This is a genomic window from Streptomyces sp. NPDC107546 (genome assembly GCF_055639175.1).
This window is the reverse complement of record NZ_JBVKBA010000022.1, coordinates 103,690-121,553: the sequence shown is the minus strand read 5'-3', so window position 1 is coordinate 121,553 and position 17,864 is coordinate 103,690. Positions and strand designations below refer to the sequence as shown.

Here is a 17,864-nt window from a genome sequence, read left to right as displayed (position 1 = left end):
GGGCACACCGCCAAGGAGAACCGGCCCGCACAGGAGAAGTTCCACTGCGTCGCCTGCGGCCACAACGCGCACGCGGACACGGTGGGCGCTGTCAACGTCCTACGGGCCGGGCTGGTCCGTCGCGAAGCCGCACCGGCATAGCGAGAAGCCCCCTCATTCATGAGGGGGAGGAGTCACTGAAGGAAGTCCTCAGCGGGCATGGGGCGTCTCCTGCCCGGCCTCGGCGGGCTCCGCGCCCACGTCGTCCAGCCCGTCGGCCAGGATGGCCTGCACCGGGCAGGCCGCCACGGCGCGCGCCAGCCTCTCCCGCTGCCCCTCCTCGGCGTGGGGGTTGTAGACCAGCGACTCCTCGCCGTGCAGGGCGAAGACATCGGGTGCGAGGAACGCGCACTGCGCGTATCCCTGGCACCTGTTGAGATCGACGACAAGCCTCATGAGCCCTCCGCCCCTTCGGCGGCCAGGTCCGTGGCCGCCGCCGCTGCGCGGCGCAACCGTCGGACGGCGGTCAGCTCCCCCACGCCAGCATCGCCGGACGGGACGGTGGCGCGCCCGCCGAGGCGCGCCGAAGGGGTGACCGGCCGGCGCCCCGCTACGACGTCGCGGTGGTGCCTGGCCGGGGGCTGCGGTCCGCCGCGAAGACGAAGGCGCCCACGAGGAGCGACCACCCCGGGAACACCAGCTCCGACCAGGGCACACCGGCCGAGACGAACAGCAGTGTAAGGAAGGTGAGGAAACCCAGCAGACTGAGCCACCGGGGCAGGAGTCCCAGGCGATGGCAGATGACCGAAGTGGAGCAGGTGAAGACCGCCGCCATCCGCGTCGCGTACTCGGTCAGCAGCGTGTACGCGAAGTGGCGGCCGAAATTCCAGGCGGACAGGCCGGGAGTACCGCCGGGCGTGTCCGTGGTGGCCAGCACGCCCGCGGCCGCGGCGGCCACCCCGAACAGCGTCGCCACGAAGACCAGCCCGCTGCCGAGGAACACGGTGGCGAGGAACTGGTCCTCGGCCTCGCCCATACGGGCCCGCAGCGCCCCCATGAACCACAGGAAGCAGATGCCGGCCAACGGCACCAGCGCGAGCGCCGCCTTCACCGCGCTGCGCCGTGTGGGGTCGGTGAGCCCCTGGACGGTGACCGACTCCGCGCCCTGGGGGATCGACAGCCGGATCAGCACCATGGCCGCCGCGAGCAGGAGCGCGAACACGACTCCGGCCAGCCCGGCGGCCCGCGGGGTCTGCAACGCCTGCTGCCCCGCCCGGGTCTGGGTCATACGCGGCTCACTCCCTCCGGTGCCCCCTGGCACCAGCAAGCCGCCGTGCGGGAAGGCCCGCCACCGGGACGCGCCCGAACGGCAGATCGTCCGCGGCGAGGATCATCTCCTGTCCCGCACGTCGACGGCGTCGAGCACGGCGTCGGCCACCTCGCCGACCGGCCGGCCGTCACCCACGTCGAGGCGGGTCAGCCCGAGCCTGTCGACGGCGTCGAGGACGATGCTCTGGAAGCGCTCGGAACGGGCCACGAACTTGTCCATCACCAGTCGCTCCGACGGCGTGGCCGCGTCGTACTGCCCGGCCGCGTACACCCGCGTCCGTACGACGGACACGTCCGCGGTGAGCCATACCGCGCCCGTGCTCGGACCCAGCAACCGTGCGACGTGATCGGGCAGGAGCGCCGACCCTTCGAGGACCAGCCCGGGCCCGGTGCCGTCCTCATCGGCATGGGCTGCGATCAACTCCTCGACGCGGGGCCGGAGTCGCTCGTAGTGACCGAGCACGGACTCGGTCAACTCCGTGACCGTGAGGGCCGCGTAGTGTTCGGTGACATGCGCCGGCACCTCCCGCTCCGCAGTCCGCCACGGCCTCCCCGGGTGCCGCGCCAGCCCGTCCGTCGATCGGTACGCGAACCCGAGTCTGTCCGCCAACCCCCGGGCGACAGTGGACTTTCCGACATTCGACGTCCCGCCGATCAGCATCACGCGCATCACACCCATACCGGCGACCCCAGTGATCGCCGGAAGGCGACACGAGCCTTACTGGGCGGCCTTATCGGTCCTGCTCCGGCCCGTCCTCGGCCTGGTTCGCCGTGGTCGGTTCGGCGGCGTCCGGTGCGGTGTAGAAGACAGCGGTTCCCTGCTTGGTGCGCTGGGCGTGCTTCTTGGCCACGAGCCCTTCGAGCGTGGACCGCACGACGGTGGTCTTGATGCCACGCTCGGGGTGGGCCTTGCCGAGCGCGTCGGCGACCTCCGCGGCGGAACGCGGCTCACTCTGCTCGCTGAGGTGGGCGCGCACGAGTTCGACCAGCGTGGGCTGTCCCGCCTTCGGCGCCTCCGTCTTGACGGGCTCCGCCTGCCTGGCCTCCGTCTTCTTGGCCGCGGCTTTCTTGCCGGCGGTCTTCCGGCCCGTTGCACGCGTCTGCCCGGCGGCGGCCTTCGTCTTCGCCTGCGGCTGCCTGCCCGTGCCGGATCCGGCAGGGGACTTCTTCCGCGGAGCCGGGACCGTGGCGCTGTCGGGCACGGCGACGGGCTCCACGGGTGCCGTCGGAATACCGAGTGCGTTCTGCATGGTCACCAGCACCGTGTGGTCGTGCTGCAGTGTCGCCAACTGCTCCTGCAGAGCGGCGATTTCGGCACTGACGCGTTCCTGCTCCTTCACATTGCGCTCGAGATCGCTTGCCACTTGGGCGGCGTACTGCGATGTCAGTTCGGAAGTCGCGGTCGTGGTCTCGGACATGGCGTGACTCACCTTTCCTCGCCTACGGCGATGTTGCTGCACGGTGTCCCCCCGGTGCACAAGATGGTACGGGCGAGGGGAGGCACTTTTGTTCCTCTGTTCCTCGGTCCGTGGTCAGTCGTACGTCGGCGCGGCCCTGACGCCTCATCAGCGCTTGAGGATGCTCCAGCCCTGTTGAGTGAAGACCGGAAGACCGGCCGTTACTCCGACAGGGTAGTTCGTCATATGGTCGGTATGTCGGATGCGGTCAGCTTCGCGGCGATATGTACCTTCAGTCTCGCATCGGTTCACAGCCGACGTGTCTGAGACAGGAGAAGTGACATGGCAACGCGTTCCACTGCAGTAACCGCCGCGATCGCGGCCGGCGCGGCCCTGGTGGCCACTGGCATCACCTACGCTTCGGCCGCCTCCGAGCCCGCGCACTCGGCCTCGGTCGTCCAGCAGGCCGCCGCCCCGGCCGCCGCTCTCGAGGGCAATGGCAACAACAACAACGGGAACAACAACAACGACAACAACAACAACGCCAAGGGCAACGAGGGCGAGCACCACCACCACTACCGCCACCACCACCGCCACCTGCGCCTGCGCCACATCGGACGGATCCACATCAACGAGCGGGACTTCCCGGCCATCCCGGACGGCTGCGTGCCGATCCTCAGTGGCCTCGGCTCCAACAGCATCAACATCGTCAACGACAGCAGGCACACCGTCGAGGTGTTCAGAGGGGTCACCTGCGACAACGGTGCTCCCATCGCCGTCGTCGGCCCGTGGAGCCAGAGCGACGGCGTGCGTCCGCACAACGTCCACGGTGGTGTGAAGGTCAAGCACGGCGTGGTGGGCAGCTTCCGCGTGATCTGCGACCGCCGCGGCGGTCGTGGCTTCGGCGAGGGCTTCGGAGAGGATGACGACTTCGGCGGCGGCGAGGGCTTCCGCGGCGACCGCTGCAGCGCCTTCGAGCACGACGGCTACGGCCGCGACCACGACCGCGACCGCGACCACGACAACGACCACGACCACGACAACGACCACGACAACGACAACGACCACGACCACAACGACTGACGGGAGGTCGTGACCGAGCCACCCGCCTGACACGACAAGGAGAACCCCGGCCCGCCGGAATCGGGCCGGGGTTCCGGTCTGTCCGGGCCTCGGTGACATGGTGAGTCAGTGTTGAGGCGGTGGAGGCGGCGGCAACTCCGTCGACGGGGCCTCTTCCGGCCACACCAGCAGAACAGGACAGGGTGCGTGGTCGACCACGAAGCGAGTGGCGGGGCCGAGGCTGTGCGGGCCGAGCCGGGAACGGTCGCCGTCCCGTGCGCAGATCAGCAGATCCGCGCCGGTGGCCTCCTCGACGACCTTCCGCTCCGTACGGCCATGGGTGAGGACCTGGCGGGCCGGGCGCCCCAGACGCAGCGCCGCGGCATCCAGCAGGTGCCGCGCGGCCGACTCCGACAGCCCCTCGATGCGATGCCCGGGATCCCGCTCGGGACGACCACGGCCCAGGAGCCCGGCGAACGCGCCGTGCGCCGTCTCGGCGACCGTGTCGTCACGCACGTACAGCAGCACGATCTCCTCGCCGGGGGCGGCGCGGCCGAGCGCGGCGTCCACACAGGCGGGCCAGGTCCCTTCGGTGATCCAGACGACGGCGCTCATGGGCGGCTCCGGTGCGGCGTGGTGGGTCGGGTGGCGGTCGAGTGCAGAATCCCCGCAACGCCTAGGGGTGGCAAGAAGCCCGGCCGGAACGGCCACCGACCCGAACCGCCCACCGCGACACGGGGTCCGCAACCCGGCATCACCGGGACGGGGGGCTAGATTTCAGACCCGTACAATTGTGCGCTCTGGGGGCGTTGGGGGGAAGTCCTTGCGTCAAGGGGTGGAAAGGCCTCAGAACCGTGCCGACGACCACGGCACACGGGGCAGCGGACCACGTGGCGGTACGGCGCCGTCCGCCACGGGCGACGGCGCCCCGGGCAGAGCGGCCGCCGCGGTGCGCCGCGTCGCGCTGTTCCTCGTGCGCACGGTGCGGGGCGAGTGGCACGGTATCGTCGTCGATCCGGTACGGCAACTGCTGCGGCGCGGGCTGTCCGGGCTCGTGCTGGCCTTCGTCGCGGCGTTCGGTGTGATCTTCTTCCACGCCGTCGCGCAGCATCCGACCGGCGCGGTGGCGGTACGGCTCCTGGGCGGCGTCTACGCCGACCTGCCACTGTGGCTGGCCCTGTTACGCACCCCCGTGTCGCTGTACGTCCCGGCGCTGGACCTGCCGGTCTGGGCCGGCATCACCCAGCTGTTCCTCGCCTTCGCCCTGGCGGAACTGGCGTTGGGCCGCGCCCGCACACTGACCGTCGCGTACGCGACCACAGTCGCCGGCACCCTCACCGTGCGGGTGATGATCGCGCTCGGGCGGGGCTGGTGGGGGCTGGGACTGCCGCCCGAGATCGGGCGGGTACTCGACACGGGACCGTCCGCGGCGGTCGTGGGCCTGTTCACCTACCTCTCCGTCGTCCGGCGCGCCCCCGTGGTGTTCACCCTCACCGGCGGGTCGATGGTGTGGGAGTCCATCGCCATACCGAACCTGGCCGGCCGGGAGCACCTGATCGCGGTGGCCGCGGCGATCGTCCTGGGACTGCTCCACGGACACGGCCGCAGCCTGCGGCGACGGGCGTGGGCGGTGCTGCGCATCGGAAGCGGGCCCGCCAAGGCGTCGGTATGGGGCGGCGGCGAACGTACCGACACGGCGCCGCTCACTCCGTATGACGAGCCGTCAGCTGCGAAGCTGCCCCAGCAGCGGACACTCACGGGCCCGTCGAACTCGATGGACACACCGACCGGCACACCTTGACGTCAGTCGGCCGTGAGGCGCCCCGGCATCACCGCGGACCGCTCCTGCGGAGGATCTGGTCCACACCGACCGCCACGACGACCAGGGTTCCGGTCGCCACATCCTGGTAGAGGCTGTCGATACCCGCCTGGGTGAGCCCGGAACGCAGCACATTGACGATGAGTGCCCCGATGAGCGTGCCGATCACGCTTCCGCGGCCGCCGAAGAGGCTCGTGCCGCCGAGGACCACCGCGGTGATGCTCTCCAGGTTCGCCGTCTGGTACGAGTTGGGGTCGGCGTTGGGGATACGTCCGAGGGACTGCCAGGCGGCGACGCCGTACAGCAACCCGGCCGTGACGTAGACCGAGAGAACCGTGCGCCGTACGTCGATGCCGGTCAGGCGGGCGGACTCGGGTGCGTTGCCGACGGCGTAGATGTGCCGGCCCCACGCGGTCTGGGTGAGGACGTACCAGAAGAACCCGTACAGGCCCACGAGCAGAAAGGTCCCCCAGGTGAGGAACACACCACCGATGTCGAGACCGTTGCCCCAGAAGACGAGCAGGCCGGAGGTCACCGGATAGCTGCGGGACTGCGAGTACAGTCTGGCGGTGGCGTAGACGACGGTCAGCGCCCCCAGGGTGACGATGAAGGGCGGCAGGCGCAGCCGGGACACGAGCAGTCCGTTCACCAGCCCGACGAAGGTCGCCGCGACCAGGCCGAGCACCAGTGCCGTCACGGGGTTGCCGCCGTCGAAGGCCAGTTTGGCCATGACGATCGTGCCGAGCACCGCGATCGCCCCGTTCGCGAGGTCGATGCCCGCGGTGAGGATGATCAGTGACTGACCCAGCGCCAGCGTGCCGACCACGATGGACTGCTGCAGCACCAGCGACAGGTTCTGCGGTGTCAGGAACGTCTCCGTGGTGACCGCGAACGCCACCACGGCGACGATCAGAGCCGCCAGCGGCCCGACGGCCGGCGTGCGAAAGGCGTACCGGAGCATGTCCCGGGGCCGGGGGCGCGCATCACCGCCGGCGGCGCGGGTGGTGACGGGTGACCTCATGTGCTGTTTCCGATCCCTTCGCCCCGCTCGGTGACTCGCTGACTGGAGTACGTCATCCCCAGCAGTGCTGGAGGCCCCAGGCCGTGCTCTGCGACGGCACACCCCGCACCGGCCTGTCCGTGATGAGCAACGTGCCCGTGTCCGTGAAACCGGACGGCCGCTTCCCGCTCCTGGCAAAAGCGATCACCGCGTCCACGCCGTCGGTCGCCATCCTGACCGGGAACTGCATGACGGTCGCCGCGAGAGTGCCCGCCTTGACGTCACGGACCCCGTCGCATGAGCCGTCGATGGAGCCGATGGACACCTGGCGGGTCAGCCCCCGGTCCGTGATGGCCTCGTACGTGCCGCCCGCCACCGGCTCGTTGATGGTGTAGATGGTGTTGACGTCGCTCGCACGCAGCAGCAGGTTCTCCGTCGCGGCCTGCGCAGTGTTCCGGTCGCCGTTGGCGTTCGCCTGGCCGACGATCGCTGGCGAGCCGTCCTTGAGCCCGAAGCCGTCGAGGAACCCGTCGTGGCGGTCCTGGCTGACCTCCGAGCCCGGCGTGCCGTCCAGCATGAACACCTTGGGAGCCCGGCCGGCGAGCAGCGCCTTGAGATACGCCCCCTGCAGGCGACCGGCCTCGAAGTTGTCCGTCGCGTACGTGGCGTCGACCGCGTTCTTCGGCTGTATCGCGGTGTCCAGCGCGATCACCAGGATGCCCTGCCGACGCGCCTCCCTGATCGCGCCCAGGATCCCCGTCGTGTTCGACGGCGTGATGAGGATGCCGTTCACACCGCGCGCGATGAGGCTCTCCACCGCGTTCACCTGACCCTCGTTGTCCCCGTCGAACTTGCCGGCGAGAGCGATCAACCGGGCGTCGTTCCTGTGCGCCGCGGCTGTGGCGGCATGGCGCAGCGCCACGAAGAACGGATTGGCCTCGGTCTTGGTCACCAGGCCGATGGTGATCCGGTGCGCCCCCTGGCCATCGCTGTCGTTCCCCCCGCCGCAGGCGGCGGCACCGCTGACCAGCGCCCCCACCACGAGGAGCGTCACCCCTCGCCGGCGGCGCCGCCGGGTGCGTTCGTGGCCCGCACGGTCGTGTGTCATGGGTCAGCCCTCCTCCGGCCGGGGCGGGCCGGCGTCACACGAGCCTCTGTGACCTCCATCATGAGCCGAGATTATTCGTAAATGTTCCGGTAAGGGGGATGTGATCCTTCTTGCCCTTCTATGTCTTATTTGTAATGAAGAGGGCGCTGCTCGGATACTCTGGTGATCAGTCCGGCCGTACGGTGTCACACCGCCGTACGCAGAAGGTGAGGTTCACGTGACTGAGCCGCCTCTGCTGGCGCTGCGCGGCATCTCCAAGCGGTTCGGCGCCGTGCAGGCACTCAAGGACGTCGAGCTGGAGGTCCACAGGGGGGAGGTCCTCGCCCTCCTGGGGGACAACGGCGCGGGCAAGTCCACTCTCGTCCGGATCATCGCGGGCGTCGTCCCCGCCGACCAGGGCGTCATCGAATGGGAGGGCCAGGCCGTGCAGATCCGCACGCCCCGGGCCGCCCGGCACCTGGGTATCGCGACGGTGTACCAGAACCTCGCCCTGTGCGACGGCCTCGATGTCGCCGAGAACCTCTACCTCGGACGCGAACAGAGGCACCCCGGCGCCCTGGGCCGTCTCCTGCGGCTGATGGACAAGGGCGGCATGCGCAGGGAGGCACGCCGGCAGCTGGACGCCATGGGCATCCACGTCCCCGACATGCACACCCCGGTCGCCTCCCTGTCGGCAGGGCAGCGGCAGACCGTAGCGATCTCCCGAGCGTTGCTCGGCGAACCCAAGGCCGTCCTCCTGGACGAGCCGACCGCGTCACTCGGCGTCCAGCAGGCCGGCCACGTCCTCGACCTGGTCGACGAACTGCGCGAGCACGGGGTCGGTGTCATCCTCATCAGCCACAACATGGGAGACGTCAAGGCCCTCGCGGACCGTGCCGCGGTGCTGCGGCTCGGCTGCAACAACGGCTTCTTCCACGTGCCGACCACCCCCCAGGACCGGATCATGTCCTCGATCATCGGCGTCACCAGCAGCCCCTGACCGGCCACGGCGACGGCACGACGGTCACCGCCGGTGCGGTGCGGTCTCCCCGTGGCGGTCACCGGAAAGACGGTAGGCGGCGAGCGCGGCGGTGTCGTCGTCGAGGTTCGCGTCGCTGTAGGCCAGCAGATCCTGGTGCAGACGGTCGAGAAGTTCACCGGGAGGCAGAGCGCCCCACGACCGGACCCGCTCGGTCAGCGGGTAGAACGCCCCCGTACGGTCGCGCCTCTCCGTGACGCCATCGGTGTACAGCAGCAGCTGTTCGCCGGGACGGAAGGGGCTCACCTCGACGTGGTAGTCGTCACCGACCAGAACGCCGAGGTTGATGGGCGGTGAGGGATCTGCCGAGTCCAGCTCGGTGACCCCGTTCGGGCCGATGAGCAGCGGAGGGGGGTGGCCGCAGTTGACGATGCGGACCACGGGCTCGTGATCGGGGATCTCGGCGAACACCGCGGTGACGAAGCGTTCCGCCACTTCGCTGCCCGGGAGCTCCGTGGCCCTGCGGGTCATGCTCCTCTCGACCCGGCGCGCCACCCCGGCCAGGTCGGGTTCGTCATGGGCGGCCTCACGGAACGCGCCGAGCATCGTGGCGGCCGTCTCCACCGCCACCAGGCCCTTGCCCCGGACGTCACCGATGAGGAGGCGGACCCCGTGTGCGGTGGGCACCGCCTCATACAGATCACCACCGATCCGCGCCTCCGCGGCGGCGGACAGGTACAGCGTCTCGATCGACACCTGACCGAGGTGCCTGGGCACGGGGCGCAACAGCACACGCTGTGCGGTCTCGGCCACGGACCGCACGGTGGCGAGAGTGCGCTCCCGACGCGTCCGGCTCGCGGCCATGATCGTGCCCAGGGCCCCGACCAGCACGGTTGAGATGTACGAGGCCACGTAGTGGCGCTCCCACAGGTACCCCACGTCGCGGCCCGCGCAGCACGGAGTGCCGGCCAGCAGAGCCTCGAACCCGACGGCGAACACCGTGATGGCGGCGACGGCGGCGGGACCGTGGGCGTAGGCGGCGACCACGGGGAGGGCGATCAGCAGGAAGCTCACCGGCCACTGCACCGGAGTGACCGGTTCGAGCACCAGGACGCCCGCGACGTAGATCGCCGGCAGCCAGCGCAGCCACCCGGGCGCACGCGGCATCTGCAGGCCGGTGCTGCTGAGCCGCGGCGCCCGGCGACTTTCGGCCTCCCGGCGCGCCGGCCACTTCATGGCACGCTCCCGCCGGCACGCAACAGGGACGGCGGGCGTCCCGTGCCACCGGGCCGGCGCCCGGTGGCGCCTCCCCGGACCGGGCGGCAGCCCGGGCGGATCCCTTCACACGGCCTGTTCACGAGAACTCCTGGCAGAGCCTGATCAGGACCACGGGCTCGATATGGCTCGACAGCGCGATCCGACGACTGCTCGGGCAGGCGGCATACCCGGATCTTCAGTGCAATCCTAGACGTTGTGATCCGCGCGAGGGATGCCGAGCCGCACCGCACACGACGGCCGGCCGGCGCGAACCGCTGGGCGCGGACCGCCCGGCCACGGCGCCCCCAAGCTGTGCGACCAAGGGAAACCAAGGGAAAGGGGGAGCGACGGTGCCGTCGCGGGCCTTACGGTGCTGCGATGGGTCTGTATCCGGAGATCGAACCGTACGACCACGGCATGCTCGACGTCGGTGACGGCAACCGCGTCTACTGGGAGGTCTGCGGGAACCCGCGCGGCAAGCCGGCGGTCATGCTGCACGGCGGTCCCGGTTCGGGATGCGGGGCGGGATACCGGCGGTACTGCGATCCGGCGGCGTACCGCATCGTGCTGCTCGACCAGCGCGGCTGCGGCCGTTCCACCCCGCACGCGAGCGCGTACGACACCGACATGAGCGTCAACACGACGGCCCACCTCATCGCCGATCTGGAGCGGTTGCGGCGGCACCTGGGAATCGCACGATGGCTCGTCTGGGGTGTGTCGTGGGGCTCGGTGCTCGGACTTCGCTACGCCCAGACGCACCCGCAGGCGGTGTCGGAACTGGTCCTCACCGCGGTCGCGACGGGCTCGAACCGGGAAGTGGCGCTGCTCACCAGGGGACTCGGGCGGTTCTTCCCGGACGCTTTCCAGCGCTTCCTGGTCGCGCTGCCCGAGGCGGACCGGGAGGGAAACCTCGCGGCGGCCTGCAACCGGCTGATCGAGTCACCGGACCCGGAGGCGCGGTCCCGCGCGGCGCGGGCATGGACCGACTGGGAGACGGCGACGATCCCGGCGCCACCGCGATCGGTCGAGCGCTACGAGGACCCCGTGTTCCGCATGGGCTTCGCCCGGACGGTCACCCACTACTGGGGCAACGACCACTTCCTGGGCGACGGCAACGACGAGGGCGTCATCCTCCGCGACGCCCCCCTCCTGAAAGGCATTCCCGGCACCCTGGTCCAAGGCAGCCTGGACTTCGGCAATCTGCTCGGCACGGTATGGCGGCTCCACCGGGCCTGGCCGGACAGCGAGTTGAGCGTGGTGGACGACGTGGGACACACGACGGGGGCACCCGGTATGGCGGACGCGCTGGTAGCGGCGACGGACGCCTACGCACACCACTGAACATGCCGCGCGTCGACCCCGGTCGCGGACCAGCCCACGCCGCTGTTGCGCCCTGCCCCGTGACGCCGGCCCGCGCGCCGGGAAAGGACAGCACCGTGGACGCCGAACCGACGAACTCGGCAGCCTGGATCACCTACGGGGCCCATCATCTGGCCTTCGGGCACGCAGGTGCCCGAGGTGCTGAGCGAGGAGAACGGCTGCACGGCGCGGGAGGAGGACGTCGTACTGCTCGGCACGCTCCTGGACTGCTCCCGAGGCTGATCCGCGGGCCGGCCGCCCCAGGCGGTGACCACGACGGCCGGAGTCGTCCTGACCACACCCCCCGACGTCGCGGCTCCAACCGCCCGCCGCCCGCAGGCGGTTGAGAAGCCGTCGGCTCGCACTTCCCGTCCCGTGGGCGGGGTTCAGCGGACGGGGAAGCCGAAGGAGTATCCCTGCTGCTTGAGCCACGGCAGGAGCTGGCGCAGGGCGGCCACGGTCTGGGAGCGGTCCCCGCCCGCGTCGTGGAAGAGGAGCGTCGGACCGTTGTGGATCTCGCTCTTGACGGTGGCCATGATGGCGGCGGTGCCGGGACGCTCGAAGTCCTTGGAGTCGACGTTCCAGCCCAGTGGCCGCATCCCGTGGGAGGCGGCGAGGTGGCGGCTGTAGGGCGTGAAGGCACCGCCCGGGGCCCGGTAGTACTGCGGCCGAACGCCTCCTGAAGCCCGGGTGATTGCGCGTTCGGCGTCCAGGATCTGCTGCGACTGGTAGGCCTCGGACTTGGTGTCCATGGCGGTGTCGTGGGAGACCGTGTGGTCGCACAACCGGTGCCCGGCCGCCACCACCGCCTTGACCAGGTCCGGGTGCGCCTGGGCCTGCGTGCCCACCATGCAGAACGTGGCCTTCACGCCGTTGTCCCGCAGCACCTCGAGCACCTGCGGCGTCCACACGGGGTCCGGCCCGTCGTCGATGGTGATGTTGACCCCGTGGGCGCCCCGGTCGGAGGCGTGGACGATGTCCGCGGACACCGGCGCCCCCGCGGCGCCCCGGGCCGGGGCGTTCGGCGCGGAGGGGCGCACCAGGACGTTCGCTCGCGCACCGGGTTCCTCGGCGGGGCCGGCCTGCGCGGTCCACACTGAGGTGGCGGTGGCCACCGCCGTCACGCCGACCGCCGCCGCGAGCACCCGCCCGTACCATCCCCGTCCGCCACGCCGCGCCATGTCCGCCCCGCTCCTCGTCGTCTCTGTGGTCACGTGCACCCATCAGGACGAAGGAAGAACGGTGCAGGATCCGTCTGTTACCGATCACGGACAATTCCGCGGGCATTCCACGACACAGCGGCGGCGACCCTCACGACACGGATCCAACTGCCTTGCCTCCACGGCGACTCCACGGCGACTCCACCGCGAGGAGAGCCGACGCTCAGACCCTGCGCCAGCGCGCCAGCGCGAAGGAGAAGAGGCCGAACAGCACGACCCCGGCGGCCACGAGCACCAGCAGCCACGGACCGAACGGGGTCTCGGCGAAGGACCGCAGCGTGTCGTCCAGCCCCTTGGCCCGGTCGGGCCGGTAATCGACCGCGGCGCGGAGCGCGAAGGCCCCCGCCGCGGCGAACACCAGTCCGCGCGCGGCGCCTCCGCCCACGCCGGCGATGTCCACCAGTCGCCTCAGGCCCGGGGACATCTCGCCGAGCCTGAGGTCCTTGTGGTACTTGCGCCGGAGGGCCCGGACCCCGATCCAGACTCCCGCCACGACGATGCCGACCGCGACGGCGCCCACGATCCACTGACCTGCGGGCACCCCCATTGCCCTGGCGGTGACGTCCCTGGACTGCTCGTCGCTGGATGAGCCACCCGTGCCCGACCCGGTCGCGAACGACAGCACGGAGTAGGCGACGAATGCATAGAACACGCACCGGACCAGCGCCAGCAGCCGTTTCCTCACCTTGCGGCCGTCCGGTCCGACGGCGCCGAACACCGCCTCGGACAACCGCCACACGGCCATGCCGGCGAGCCCGATGCCCAGCGCCCACAGCAGTACGGCACCGAACGGCTCTTGCGCGATCTCGGCGAGCGCACCGCTGCGGTCGGCCTGCCGGCTGCCGTCGCCGAACGCGATCCGCAGTGCCAGCACGCCGACCAGCACGTAGATCACTCCCCGTGCGGTCAGCCCCGCCCGGGCAGCGCCCTGCGTCAGTGAGCCGACCTCGCCCCCGACCCGCATCCGGCGGGTATGGGCCATGGCACTCGTGTTCATCTCGACCTCCCCGAATCCGTGTGCCCCCGCACCGCGTTGACACACCGGGCCGGCACTCGTGTCGGGGACGAGCGGCGGATGCGCAGGGGAGGTGAAGTCTGATCGCACGCACCTGCGATCCCCGGTTCAGGGGGTGCGCATGGCTTCCCGCATCGTCCGTGCGGTGTCGGCGGGGTCGTAGGTGTCACAGACGCCGTCGACCAGGATGATGTCGCCGTCGATGTGCCGGGAGCGCAGCGGTGCGATCTCCCGGTACGCGGGGGAGTCCCACCAGGCCCGGGCCTCGGCGAGGCCGGGGAAGCTGATGACGACCACGTGTCCGGGCCAGCTGCCCTCCTTCACCTCGTGCTGTGTGGCGTGTACGAGGAAGCGGCCGCCGTAGGGGGCGAAGGTGGCGGTGATGCGCTCGATGTACTCGGCGATCTCCGGGTGCGGGGCGGCTTCCTGCAGGTGGGCTATGGCGTAGGCGGTCATGGCGTCCTTCCGGTCGGCCGGGCTCCGTACGCCGACGATCGTGGCATGCGCTCCGTTCCGGGTCGATGACCTCCGAGGTAAGCGGCCCTGGGCGGCGGCGTGCGCCTGCCGCCCAGGGCCGGTGACCACTTTGCTGTCGGCGCCGGCCTACGCGCTCTTGGGCGCCGCCTGCTGTACGACCTCGAAGGACCACAGCGTGGACCCGCTCGCCGCCGGCCTGGGGCGTTCGCCCCCTGCCGCGTCACCGCCCTGGTGGGCGGCCTTCATGGGGCCCTCCATCCAGGCCTGGAACGACTCCTCGTCCCGCCACCGGGTGTAGACCAGGTAGTTGTCGGTTCCGTCGACCGGCCTGAGGAGTTCGAACCACTCGAACCCGTCGGAACTCTCCACGGCGTGGGCCCGGGAGGCGAAGCGCTTCTCCAGCGTCTCCCGCTGCTCGGCGGGGACGGTGAGTACGTTGATTTTTACTACGCTAGGCACATGACACCTCTCGTCAAACGGGGCTCCGACTGGACCCCTGATCTGGACCATGTGCGCGCAGTGTCCTACATCCGACAGTCAAGGAAGCGTGAGGACGACTCCGCGTCGTCCCCCGAAGCACAGCGGACCAAGTGCGAGGCGCTGATCACGGCCAAAGGCTGAGACAACGCGGGCCACTTCGCCGACGTCGGCAAATCCGGCTGGGACCCGCAGGTCGTCCGGCCGGAGTTCGAGGAGATGAAGTCCGCCGTTCGCGCCGGGCACGTAGACGCAGTGGTCGTGTTCTCGCTGTCCCGCCTCACTCGGCAGGGTGCCCTTGAGGTCATGCTGATCAATGAGGAGTTGGCCAAACACGGCGTGCTGCTCGTCAGCGTGGAAGAGCCCTACCTGGACACGTCTCCTGCCGCAGGCCGGCCGGCGGACGCGGAGTGGCTCGTCCGGTCACACGGACGGTCGGCGGCACGCCGCGCGCCCAAGGCGCGCAGGTCCGCTACGGGGCTTGTCCTCCCGCATGGCGGGTGCCCGTGACCGGTCTCGTCGCCGTGAGGTCACACTGGGGTCGTGAACGAAGAGTCAAGGGCCCTGCACGAGCGACTCGCCCGGTTGGAGGAACTGCTCACCGCGGCCCGCCAGGAGCCGGCCTGGCGCCGGCCCACTCGCGACGAGTCGCGCTGGGCGGTCAGCGCGGCGGTGCTCGCCGCGGTCGCCCTGCAACTGCTGCTCCCCGAGCGGCTGGCCTTTCGGCCGGTATGGCTCCTGCCCACACTGGAGCTGCTGTTGGTGGTCGTGCTGCTGTGCGCCTTCCGGATCCGTGCGAGTCGGGGCGCCTCGCTGCTGCGCGCGGGCGGGCTGGCGCTGGCCGCCCTCGTCAGCGTCGCCAACGGCTGGTCGGCGGCGCTGTTGATCCGGGGGCTGGTGCGCGGTACCGAGGGCAGTGATGCCGGGGCGCTGCTGATGACGGGGGCGGGTATCTGGCTGACCAACGTCATCGTTTTCGCTCTGTGGTACTGGGAGTGGGACAGGGGTGGGCCGGCGGCCCGGGCCGCCGGCCACCACGACTACCCGGACTTCCTCTTCCCCCAGATGCAGAGCGGGGAGTTGGCGCCGGCGGACTGGGAGCCGGCGTTCGCCGACTACCTCTATGTCTCCTTCACCAACGCGACCGCCTTCAGCCCCACCGACACCATGCCCCTGTCCCGCTGGGCCAAGCTGCTGATGGCCTCGCAGGCATCGATCTCGTTGCTCACCGTGGCGCTGGTGGTGGCACGGGCGGTGAACATCCTCAGGTGAAGCGGCGCCCTGGCCGGGGAGCGGGACGAGAGCGACGGGTTCAGCGTGTCGAGCGGCGCTGAGCCGAGGCACGGCGCGGGCTGGGCGTGTCGTGCGGGGCGGATGGATAACGTGGGGTTCCTGGCCGTGATCAACTGCCGAGTGTTTCCCCGAGAAGGGAGTTCCCGATGGCCGACGGGCCGATGCTGGTGCTTGCCGCGACCGGTGGCCAGGGCAGGGCGGTGACCGAGGCCCTGCTCGCCCGAGGGGCACGGGTCCGGGCACTGGTTCGGGATCCCGCGCGCAGCACCGCGCGGGAACTGGCCGACCGGGGCGCCGAAGTCGTGGCGGGGTCCTTGAGCGACCGGGCGTCGCTCGCCGCGGCCATGCGCGGGGTGGCCGCGGTGTTCGCGTTCACCACTCCCTTCGAGGCCGGCCCGGAGGCCGAGGTGGCCCAGGGGAGGGCGATCCTGGCCGCCGCGCACGAGCAGCGGGTGCCGCATCTCGTGTTCAGCTCGGTGGCCGGGGCGGACCAGGAGAGCGGGGTGCCGCACTTCGACAGCAAGGCGCGCATCGAGGCCGAGCTGGCTACGGGCGATGTGCCCTACACGATCCTCGGGCCGACATACTTCTACGACAACGCGCTGGGCGGAGCCGAGCGGATCCTCGGCGGGGCGCTCGACCTGCCGCTGCCGTCCGACCGGCCGTTGCAGCAGCTCGACCGCTCCGACCTCGGTGCCTTCGCGGCCGCGGTGCTGCTGGACCCCGGTCCGTACGCAGAGCACCGCATCGAGCTGGCCAGCGACGCCCCGACGCCCTCCGACATGGCGGCCGCGCTCGGTACGGCCCTGGGACGAGAAGTCCGCCATGTGCGGGTGCCGCTGGCGGCGGTGGGCGATCCGGACATGCACGCGATGTGGACGTTCCTGAACGGGCCCGGCTATCAGGTCGACATCCCCGCGCTGCATGACGCCCATCCCGGCATCTCCTGGACCGGCTTCCCCGACTGGGCGCGCAGCACGTTCACGGGCGCCCACTGAGCGCACCCCTCACGCGCTCAGATCATGAAGTATGCCGTGATGTCTTTCATGGTTGAATGACCGCCCGATGCCCGGACCGGGACCTACGGGCGGAGTACCGGAGTGGGTCCGGAGGGCGGGCGGGGTGCGGTACGGGCGTCGCGGTGGTGAAGAGGGCGGGGTGGCCGAGGTCATGAGCGGTGCGGGCACGCCCGGGGACCGTGCGGCTGAACCGGTCCTGGCCGGACGGGACACCCATTCGCGGTCGGCTATCCGGCGAGTGTCTGCGTGCCCAGCACGGTGACCAACGCCAGGCGCTCGGCGTCCTCGGTGCCGGGCTCGGCCGTGTAGACCATGATGCGCAGATCGCTGCCCGACACGGTGAGCACGTCGCAGTCCAGCGTCAGGGCGCCGACGTGCGGGTGGTCGATGACCTTGCGCGCGGCCTCGTGGCGCCCGACGGTTCCGGAGTCCCACAGCTCGGCGAACCGGTCGCTGCTCGTCCGCAGATCCCCGATCAGCCGTCGCAGCCGCTGGTCGGCCGGATAGCGGGCGGCGGCCGCGCGCAGATCGGCCACCAGCGCCGCCTCGAAGGCACGCAGCGACTCCGGGGTGTGCCGGGCACGGGTGCCCGAGCCGACGAAGTGCCGCCACACGCTGTTGCGCTCGTTGCCCCGCCAACCGGACGGGTCGCCCATCAAGGCCGCGTACGGCGGATTGGCCATGAGCAGCGTCCAGGTCGCGTCGTACACGGCGACGGGCGTCCCGGTGAAGCGGTCCACCATCCGCTGGACGCTCGGGGTCAGGTACGTGGGGACCGTGTCCGGGCCGGGCGGAACCAGTCCCGCGAGACGGAAGAGGTGGGCTCGCTCGTCGCCGGACAGCCGCAGGGCCCGGGCGAGGGCGTCGACGACCTGCGTCGACGGGTTGGAGGCGCGACCTTGCTCGAGGCGCGTGACGTAGTCGACGGAGATGCCGGCCAGCATGGCCAGCTCCTCACGGCGCAGCCCCGCCGCGCGCCGCTGCCCGCCCGCGGGCAGACCCGCCGCCTCGGGCGAGACCCGGTCGCGCCAGCGGCGCACCGCCCTGCCGAATTCCGCCGTCGCCATGCCGACCAGTGTGCCCCCGCGCCGCCCG

Annotated in this window: 20 protein-coding genes and 1 pseudogene; 8 read left to right on the top strand and 13 right to left on the bottom strand. The window is 70.9% G+C overall.

The window, feature by feature from the left end; translation table 11 throughout:
- Positions 1-189: 189 nt before the first annotated feature.
- The 4 genes from ACZ7L1_RS28065 to ACZ7L1_RS28050 form a co-directional block, all read right to left on the bottom strand.
- Complete coding sequence (locus ACZ7L1_RS28065; protein ID WP_471440794.1) at positions 190-435, bottom strand: ferredoxin; 246 nt, start codon at positions 433-435, stop codon at positions 190-192.
- A 154-nt stretch (positions 436-589) separates the two neighbouring features.
- Positions 590-1,267 (bottom strand): hypothetical protein, encoded by a 678-nt coding sequence (locus tag ACZ7L1_RS28060; protein WP_471440793.1) that lies wholly within the window; start codon positions 1,265-1,267, stop codon positions 590-592.
- Between the two features lie 102 nt (positions 1,268-1,369).
- Entirely contained in the window at positions 1,370-1,831 is a 462-nt protein-coding gene (locus ACZ7L1_RS28055) for a hypothetical protein (protein WP_471440792.1), read from the bottom strand.
- Between the two features lie 208 nt (positions 1,832-2,039).
- Complete coding sequence (locus tag ACZ7L1_RS28050) at positions 2,040-2,726, bottom strand: hypothetical protein (protein WP_471440791.1); 687 nt, start codon at positions 2,724-2,726, stop codon at positions 2,040-2,042.
- A gap of 321 nt (positions 2,727-3,047) precedes the next feature.
- On the opposite strand from ACZ7L1_RS28050, the gene ACZ7L1_RS28045 reads away from it, so the two are divergent.
- Positions 3,048-3,788, top strand: coding sequence for a hypothetical protein (locus ACZ7L1_RS28045; protein ID WP_471440790.1), 741 nt, complete (start codon positions 3,048-3,050; stop codon positions 3,786-3,788).
- 105 nt (positions 3,789-3,893) lie between these two features.
- Here the strand turns inward: ACZ7L1_RS28045 and ACZ7L1_RS28040 are convergent, their stop codons facing one another.
- Positions 3,894-4,382, bottom strand: a complete 489-nt coding sequence (locus ACZ7L1_RS28040) for a universal stress protein (protein WP_471440789.1) — start codon at positions 4,380-4,382, stop codon at positions 3,894-3,896.
- Between the two features lie 220 nt (positions 4,383-4,602).
- Between ACZ7L1_RS28040 and ACZ7L1_RS28035 the strand changes: the two genes are divergently transcribed.
- Positions 4,603-5,568, top strand: a complete 966-nt coding sequence (locus tag ACZ7L1_RS28035) for a hypothetical protein (RefSeq protein ID WP_471440788.1) — start codon at positions 4,603-4,605, stop codon at positions 5,566-5,568.
- Positions 5,569-5,596: 28 nt separating this feature from the next.
- On the opposite strand, the gene ACZ7L1_RS28030 is transcribed toward ACZ7L1_RS28035, so the two are convergent.
- Positions 5,597-6,607 (bottom strand): ABC transporter permease, encoded by a 1,011-nt coding sequence (locus tag ACZ7L1_RS28030; RefSeq protein ID WP_471440787.1) that lies wholly within the window; start codon positions 6,605-6,607, stop codon positions 5,597-5,599.
- Positions 6,608-6,659: 52 nt separating this feature from the next.
- Positions 6,660-7,694: a substrate-binding domain-containing protein gene (locus ACZ7L1_RS28025; protein ID WP_471440786.1), complete on the bottom strand. Its 1,035-nt coding sequence runs from the start codon at positions 7,692-7,694 to the stop codon at positions 6,660-6,662.
- A 217-nt stretch (positions 7,695-7,911) separates the two neighbouring features.
- Here ACZ7L1_RS28025 and ACZ7L1_RS28020 point away from each other — a divergent pair, with 217 nt between their 5' ends.
- On the top strand, positions 7,912-8,673 hold the full coding sequence (locus tag ACZ7L1_RS28020; protein ID WP_471440785.1) for an ATP-binding cassette domain-containing protein: 762 nt from the start codon (positions 7,912-7,914) through the stop codon (positions 8,671-8,673).
- Positions 8,674-8,697: 24 nt separating this feature from the next.
- On the opposite strand, the gene ACZ7L1_RS28015 is transcribed toward ACZ7L1_RS28020, so the two are convergent.
- Positions 8,698-9,888: a PP2C family protein-serine/threonine phosphatase gene (locus tag ACZ7L1_RS28015; RefSeq protein WP_471440784.1), complete on the bottom strand. Its 1,191-nt coding sequence runs from the start codon at positions 9,886-9,888 to the stop codon at positions 8,698-8,700.
- Between the two features lie 399 nt (positions 9,889-10,287).
- Here ACZ7L1_RS28015 and pip point away from each other — a divergent pair, with 399 nt between their 5' ends.
- Positions 10,288-11,250 carry a prolyl aminopeptidase gene (gene pip, locus ACZ7L1_RS28010; protein ID WP_471440783.1) on the top strand — a complete coding sequence of 321 codons (963 nt, stop codon included), beginning with the start codon at positions 10,288-10,290 and terminating at the stop codon, positions 11,248-11,250.
- A gap of 404 nt (positions 11,251-11,654) precedes the next feature.
- On the opposite strand, the gene ACZ7L1_RS28005 is transcribed toward pip, so the two are convergent.
- From ACZ7L1_RS28005 to ACZ7L1_RS27990, 4 genes are all read right to left on the bottom strand, one after another.
- On the bottom strand, positions 11,655-12,449 hold the full coding sequence (locus tag ACZ7L1_RS28005) for a polysaccharide deacetylase family protein (RefSeq protein ID WP_471440782.1): 795 nt from the start codon (positions 12,447-12,449) through the stop codon (positions 11,655-11,657).
- A 202-nt stretch (positions 12,450-12,651) separates the two neighbouring features.
- Entirely contained in the window at positions 12,652-13,485 is an 834-nt protein-coding gene (locus ACZ7L1_RS28000) for a DUF1206 domain-containing protein (protein ID WP_471440781.1), read from the bottom strand.
- A gap of 126 nt (positions 13,486-13,611) precedes the next feature.
- Positions 13,612-13,959 (bottom strand): DUF1330 domain-containing protein, encoded by a 348-nt coding sequence (locus tag ACZ7L1_RS27995; protein WP_471440780.1) that lies wholly within the window; start codon positions 13,957-13,959, stop codon positions 13,612-13,614.
- Between the two features lie 147 nt (positions 13,960-14,106).
- Positions 14,107-14,439, bottom strand: coding sequence for an antibiotic biosynthesis monooxygenase family protein (locus tag ACZ7L1_RS27990; RefSeq protein WP_471440779.1), 333 nt, complete (start codon positions 14,437-14,439; stop codon positions 14,107-14,109).
- On the opposite strand from ACZ7L1_RS27990, the gene ACZ7L1_RS27985 reads away from it, so the two are divergent.
- The 4 genes and pseudogenes from ACZ7L1_RS27985 to ACZ7L1_RS27970 all read left to right on the top strand — a co-directional run bounded on the left by ACZ7L1_RS27985 (position 14,440) and on the right by ACZ7L1_RS27970 (position 16,748).
- The gene (locus ACZ7L1_RS27985) at positions 14,440-14,601 is read left to right on the top strand and encodes a hypothetical protein (RefSeq protein WP_471440778.1); all 162 of its coding nucleotides are present in this window, start codon (positions 14,440-14,442) and stop codon (positions 14,599-14,601) included. It abuts the gene before it with no gap.
- 24 nt (positions 14,602-14,625) lie between these two features.
- A pseudogene (locus ACZ7L1_RS27980) lies at positions 14,626-14,967 on the top strand (recombinase family protein); the annotation flags it as partial.
- Positions 14,968-15,000: 33 nt separating this feature from the next.
- Positions 15,001-15,729, top strand: coding sequence for a hypothetical protein (locus tag ACZ7L1_RS27975; protein ID WP_471440777.1), 729 nt, complete (start codon positions 15,001-15,003; stop codon positions 15,727-15,729).
- Positions 15,730-15,896: 167 nt separating this feature from the next.
- Complete coding sequence (locus tag ACZ7L1_RS27970; protein ID WP_471440776.1) at positions 15,897-16,748, top strand: NmrA/HSCARG family protein; 852 nt, start codon at positions 15,897-15,899, stop codon at positions 16,746-16,748.
- Between the two features lie 248 nt (positions 16,749-16,996).
- Here ACZ7L1_RS27970 and ACZ7L1_RS27965 read toward each other — a convergent pair whose 3' ends face one another.
- Positions 16,997-17,836, bottom strand: coding sequence for a helix-turn-helix transcriptional regulator (locus ACZ7L1_RS27965; RefSeq protein WP_471440775.1), 840 nt, complete (start codon positions 17,834-17,836; stop codon positions 16,997-16,999).
- Positions 17,837-17,864 lie beyond the last annotated feature (28 nt).